At 73.1% G+C, this 4,937-nt stretch carries 4 protein-coding genes; all 4 read left to right on the forward strand.

The window, feature by feature from the left end; genetic code table 11:
* Nucleotides 1-40: 40 nt before the first annotated feature.
* Nucleotides 41-1,423, forward strand: coding sequence for a GNAT family N-acetyltransferase (locus H5J33_RS23335; RefSeq protein ID WP_181796862.1), 1,383 nt, complete (start codon nucleotides 41-43; stop codon nucleotides 1,421-1,423).
* Nucleotides 1,424-1,485: 62 nt separating this feature from the next.
* Entirely contained in the window at nucleotides 1,486-2,961 is a 1,476-nt protein-coding gene (locus H5J33_RS23340; RefSeq protein ID WP_220212667.1) for a DHA2 family efflux MFS transporter permease subunit, read from the forward strand.
* Nucleotides 2,958-4,259, forward strand: coding sequence for a cation:proton antiporter (locus H5J33_RS23345; protein ID WP_181796863.1), 1,302 nt, complete (start codon nucleotides 2,958-2,960; stop codon nucleotides 4,257-4,259). The genes H5J33_RS23340 and H5J33_RS23345 overlap by 4 nt, the downstream gene beginning before the upstream one ends.
* Nucleotides 4,256-4,937: ceramidase domain-containing protein (locus H5J33_RS23350; protein ID WP_181796864.1), on the forward strand; the 682-nt coding region annotated here is incomplete at its 3' end. The genes H5J33_RS23345 and H5J33_RS23350, both read left to right, overlap by 4 nt.

Consider the following 4,937-nt stretch of genomic DNA (forward strand, 5'->3'; position numbering starts at 1 on the left):
CCGGGCGCCGCGGACCCAGCAAGCCAGCAGGAGAGCGACGATGGAACTTGTTCACGCGGAAGCGATCGACCCCGAGGCCACGTACGCCTACTGGAAGACCGACCTGCACCGGCCGGAGGTGTTGATCTGGTCGGGCCGGCGCAAGGTGACGGCCGTGCTGGAGGAGCGGGCCGCGGACGGTACGCTCCTGCTGTCCGTGCCCGAGCCGGAGCGGCTCGCCCACCTGGCGCCCGGGGGGCGGCTGGCCCTCACCTTCCGGGCCGACGCCGCCCGGCTGCGCCGGCGCCGGCTGGTCCCGCTGTTCACCACCGACTACCGCATCGACGACCGGAGCGGCCGTGTCGTCGCGCGCTTCCCGGCCGGCTTCGGCGCCGGCGGGACCCGTCCGCTGCCGCAGCCGGTCACCGCCCGGCTGGACACCGCCGTCCTGTTCGGCCGCCCCCTGGAGATCAGAGTGCTCCGGCTCTCCCCGTACCAGGGGGAGTTCCTGGCCGACGACCCCGGCCGCTGCCTGGCCCCCGGGATGGCGGTCGGCATCCGGGCCTGGCTGCCGTGGCTGGGGCACTGGCGGCTCACCGCCCAGCTGACCGGCTGCCGGGAAGAGGCCGCGGGGGTCCGGTTCGGCTTCCGGATCGTGGACCGGGCCTCGGCGCGCACCAGCGCGACCCTCCTGGTCGGCACGGACCCGGACTTCGGCTTTCCCGAGCTGAGGAACGCGGGGGTACGGCCGAGCCGGGTGACCCGGTATCTGACGGTACGTACCGTCGCCGACGAGGAGACCTACCGTCAGGCCCTCGAGGTGCGGCTCCTCGGGAACCAGCGCTTCGGGCGGCTGGCCGGGGTGCAGGACAGCACCGAGGTGGCCGACCGGCTCGACGCCCACGCGGTCAGTTTCGTCTGCCTGCTGGGGCAGAAACCGGTGGGCACTGGCCGGGTGGTGGTCAATGACGGCGACCGGGCCCTCAGCGAGATCGAGACCGAGACCGCCGGCCTGCCCCTGCCCGTCTGGCGCGGCCGGTTCGTCGAGGTGTCCCGGCTCGCCATCCACCCCGAACACCGGGGCGCGGGCGTCGTCCTCGCACTGTTCCGGGAGATCGCCCGGCTCGCCTTCAACCTCGACTGCCGCTACCTGGTGCTGGACGCCATCGAGAAACTCGTGCCCGCGTACGAGCGGATCGGCGGCCGGCGGCTGCCCATCGTCAAGACGCACCCGTACAGCAAGGAACCCGTGCACGTCATGGCGATCGACATCGGCGAGCAACTCGGCCGGCTCGGCCGCCGGTGGCCGTACTGGCAGGTCGTGTTCGGTCCGGTGCTCGACCACCACATGCGCACCTCGTCGCCCGGCCGGCTCACCCGGCTCGTCCGCGGCTTCGGGCTCGCCCCGTTCTGGGTCAAGCGCGCCGTCAGCCGCCTGCAGTGAACGGCCCGTCCCCCCGACCGCCCCACCGCCCCCTGCCGTGACGCTCCTGTGAGGACCTCCCCGTGGCCGCTCCATCCCGTCCCTGGCCGGCGCTGACCGCGCTGATCGTCGGCTACTTCATGGTGGTGCTGGACATGACCATCGTGGCCGTCGCCAACCCGGTGATCATGGACAGTCTGCATGCCGACGTCACCTCCCTCGTCTGGGCCACCAGCGCCTATCTGCTCACCTTCGCCGCGCTGCTGCTGCCCGCGGGCCGGCTGGGCGACCACTTCGGGCCCAAACGGGTCTACCTCACCGGGCTCGCCCTGTTCACCGCCGCCTCCCTGGCCTGCGGGCTCGCTCCCGCCATCGGCGCGCTCATCGCGGCCCGCGCCGTGCAGGGCGTCGGCGCGGCCCTGGTGACCCCGCAGACGATGGCCGTGATCACGCGGACCTTCCCACCGGAGCGGCGCAGTGCGGCCATGAGCCTGTGGGGCGCCGTCGCCGGGCTCGCCAACCTCATCGGCCCCCTGCTCGGCGGACTCCTCGTGGACCGGGCCGGCTGGCAGTGGATCTTCTACGTCAACATCCCCGTGGGTCTCGCCGGGCTCGCCCTGGCCGTCCGCTACGTACCGGCGCTGCCCGCGCACACCCACCGGTTCGACCTGACCGGCCTGGTGCTCAGCAGCATCGGCATGTCACTGCTGGTCCTCGGCATCCAGGAGGGCGGCAGCCGGGGCTGGGGCGGCTGGACCTGGTGGTCCGTCGCCGCCGGACTCGCGGTGCTCGGTGTCTTCGTCGCCCACCAGGCCCGCACCTCCACCGATCCGCTGCTGCCCCTCGGCATCTTCCGGGACCGCGCCTTCGCCGCGGCCGCCCTCGCCGTCGGCCTCGCCGCCGCCGCGGTGGCCGCCGTGATGGTGCCGCTCTACCTCTACCTGGAGTCCGTACGCGACCTGGCCGGGACGAAGGCCGGGCTGCTGCTGGCCCCGATGGCGCTGCTGGCGATCGTGTTCGTCCCCGTCATCGCCCTCCTCGGCGATCGGCTGCATCCACGGGTGGCGCCCGTGACCGGCCTGGCGCTGTTCGCGGCCACACTCGCCGGGTTCGCGCTCCTCATGACCCCCGATTCACCCGTCGGACTGTTCCTCGCCGGCGCAGCGCTGGCCGGCGTCGCCAATGCCTGCATCTGGCCCTCGCTCGCCGTGGCCGCCACCCTCCGGCTGCCGCCCGAGCAGGCCGGGGCGGGCGCGGGCGTGTACAACGCGCTGCGCCAGGTGGGCTCCGTCCTCGGCAGCGCCGCGGTGGGCGCCGTCGTGGCATCCAGGATGGCCGTTCACGGCCTGCCCCCGGACCTCGCCGGAGGCACCGGGGCCGAGGGCGGCACGACGGTCCCCGAGGCACTCCGGGCCGCCTTCGGCTCCGCCCTGGCCGACTCCGTCTACCTGCCCGTCGCCCTCCTCGCCCTCGGCGCCGTCGCCGCCGCGCTGATCGTCCGTTCGGAGCGTCCGGCTCCGCAGGCCCGACCCTCATCCTCCGTGGCGGTGAACCCATGAGCAGTGCGACGGCCGTCCATTTCTTCCTCAGCCTCGGCGCCCTCCTGGCGGTGGCCAAGCTCTTCGGCGCCCTCGCCCGCCGGGTACGCCAGCCGGCCGTCGTCGGCGAGATCGTCGCGGGCGTCGTCTGCGGCCCCCTGGTGCTCCCCGCGGCGGTGCGCGAGGCGCTGATGCCCGCCGATGTGCTGCCCCTGCTGTCCGCCCTCTCCGGGCTGGGGCTCGCGCTGTTCATGTTCGTCGTGGGCTACGAGCTGGAGCACACGCTGCTGCGCGGCCTGAAGGGCAGCGCGCTGGGCGTCGCCTGCGGCTCGGTCCTCGTCCCGCTCGCCGCGGGCATGCTCCTCGCCCTGCCGCTGGCCGGACGGTACGCCCCCGGCTCCACGGCCGGCTTCGTCCTCTTCCTCGGCATCGCCATGTCCGTCACCGCCTTCCCGGTACTGGCCAGGGTGCTCGCCGACCGCCGCCTGACCGGCACCCCGCTCGGCGGCATCGCCCTGGCCGCCGCGGCCTTCGGTGACCTGGCGGCCTGGGTGGCGCTGGCGGGCGTGGTGGCCTTCTTCGGCAGCGCCACGCAGTGGCGGATCAGTCTGCTGCCCGTCTACGTCCTGGTCCTCCTCGCGGTCGTCCGCCCGCTGCTCGGCCGGCTGCTGCGCCGCTGCGCGGACCGCCGGATGCCGCCGCTCGCACTGTTCCCGGTTCTCGTCGTCGGGCTGCTGCTGTCCTGCGGGAGCGCCGAATGGCTCGGCGTGCACTACATCTTCGGCGCCTTCGCGTTCGGTGCCGTCATGCCGCGCGGCGGTTTCGAGGACCTGCGCGTACGGATGATCGAGGGAGCGAACCACATCGGCGCGCTGCTGCTGCCGCTGTACTTCGTGGTCGCCGGGTCGAAGGTCGACCTCGAGGGCTTCGGCGGGTCGGCACTGGTGACGCTCGCCCTCGTCCTCGTGGTGGCGGTGGCCGGCAAGGCGGCCGGCGTGTACGGCGGGGCACGGCTCGCCGGGATGGACCACAAACTGGCGCTGCCGCTCTCGGCCCTGATGAACATGCGGGGCCTCACCGAGCTCGTCATCCTCTCGGTCGGCCTCGAACTCCACCTCATCGACGGCACCGTCTACTCGATGATGGTCGTGATGGCCGTGGTCACCACGGCGATGGCCGGGCCGGTGCTGGACACCAAGCGCTTCGCCGTCCCCCTGCGGACCGGCGCCGAGCGGAACACCGACGCCGGCGCGGAGCGGGACGTCGCCCCCCGGGCGCAGCTGGAATCGGACAAGGAATCGACAGGGAACAGCCGATGAACCTCAACGAGCACGTCGACCAGTACTGCGAGCGGGTCTCGGCGGCCTTCTGGGCGGAGCCGGTCAACGCGGTCAGCAACCTCTCCTTCCTCATCGCCGCGCTCGCGATCTGGCGGATGCTCGGCCCGGACCGCGCCGCCGGCCGCGGGATCCCGGTCAGCGTCGGCTTCACGACCCCGCTGATGGTCTGCATCGGTCTGGGCAGCTTCGCCTTCCACACCATAGGCACCCGCTGGTCCCAGGTCCTCGACGTCGCCCCGATCGGCCTCTTCGTGCTCTGGTACCTGGGGAGCTTCCTGCTCTGGTTCCACGGCCTGCCCCTCAGGCGGTGCCTGCTCGGCGTCGCCGCCTTCATCTGCTTCCTCGCCCTGTTCATCGCCCTCGCGGGCCCCCACATCCCCAACAAGTCCGGCACCTACGTCCCGGTCCTGCTGCTCCTCATCGGCATCACCGTGGCCCTGCGCGTGTCGGGTGAGGCGGAACTGCGCGCGTACGCGGGGTCGTTCGCCTGGTCGTCGCTGGTGTTCGCCGTCTCGCTGACCGCCCGCACGCTGGACGAGCGGGTCTGCGGCTCGTTCCCCGTGGGCACCCATTTCGTCTGGCACCTGTGCGACGGCCTGCTCGTGTACCTCACCTCCCGCACGCTCGTCCACCGCTGGCGGGTCCGAACGGCCGCGG

Origin of the sequence: Streptomyces sp. WELS2 (assembly GCF_013870595.1) — a bacterium.
In the GTDB taxonomy this organism is placed as follows: Bacteria; Actinomycetota; Actinomycetes; order Streptomycetales; family Streptomycetaceae; genus Streptomyces.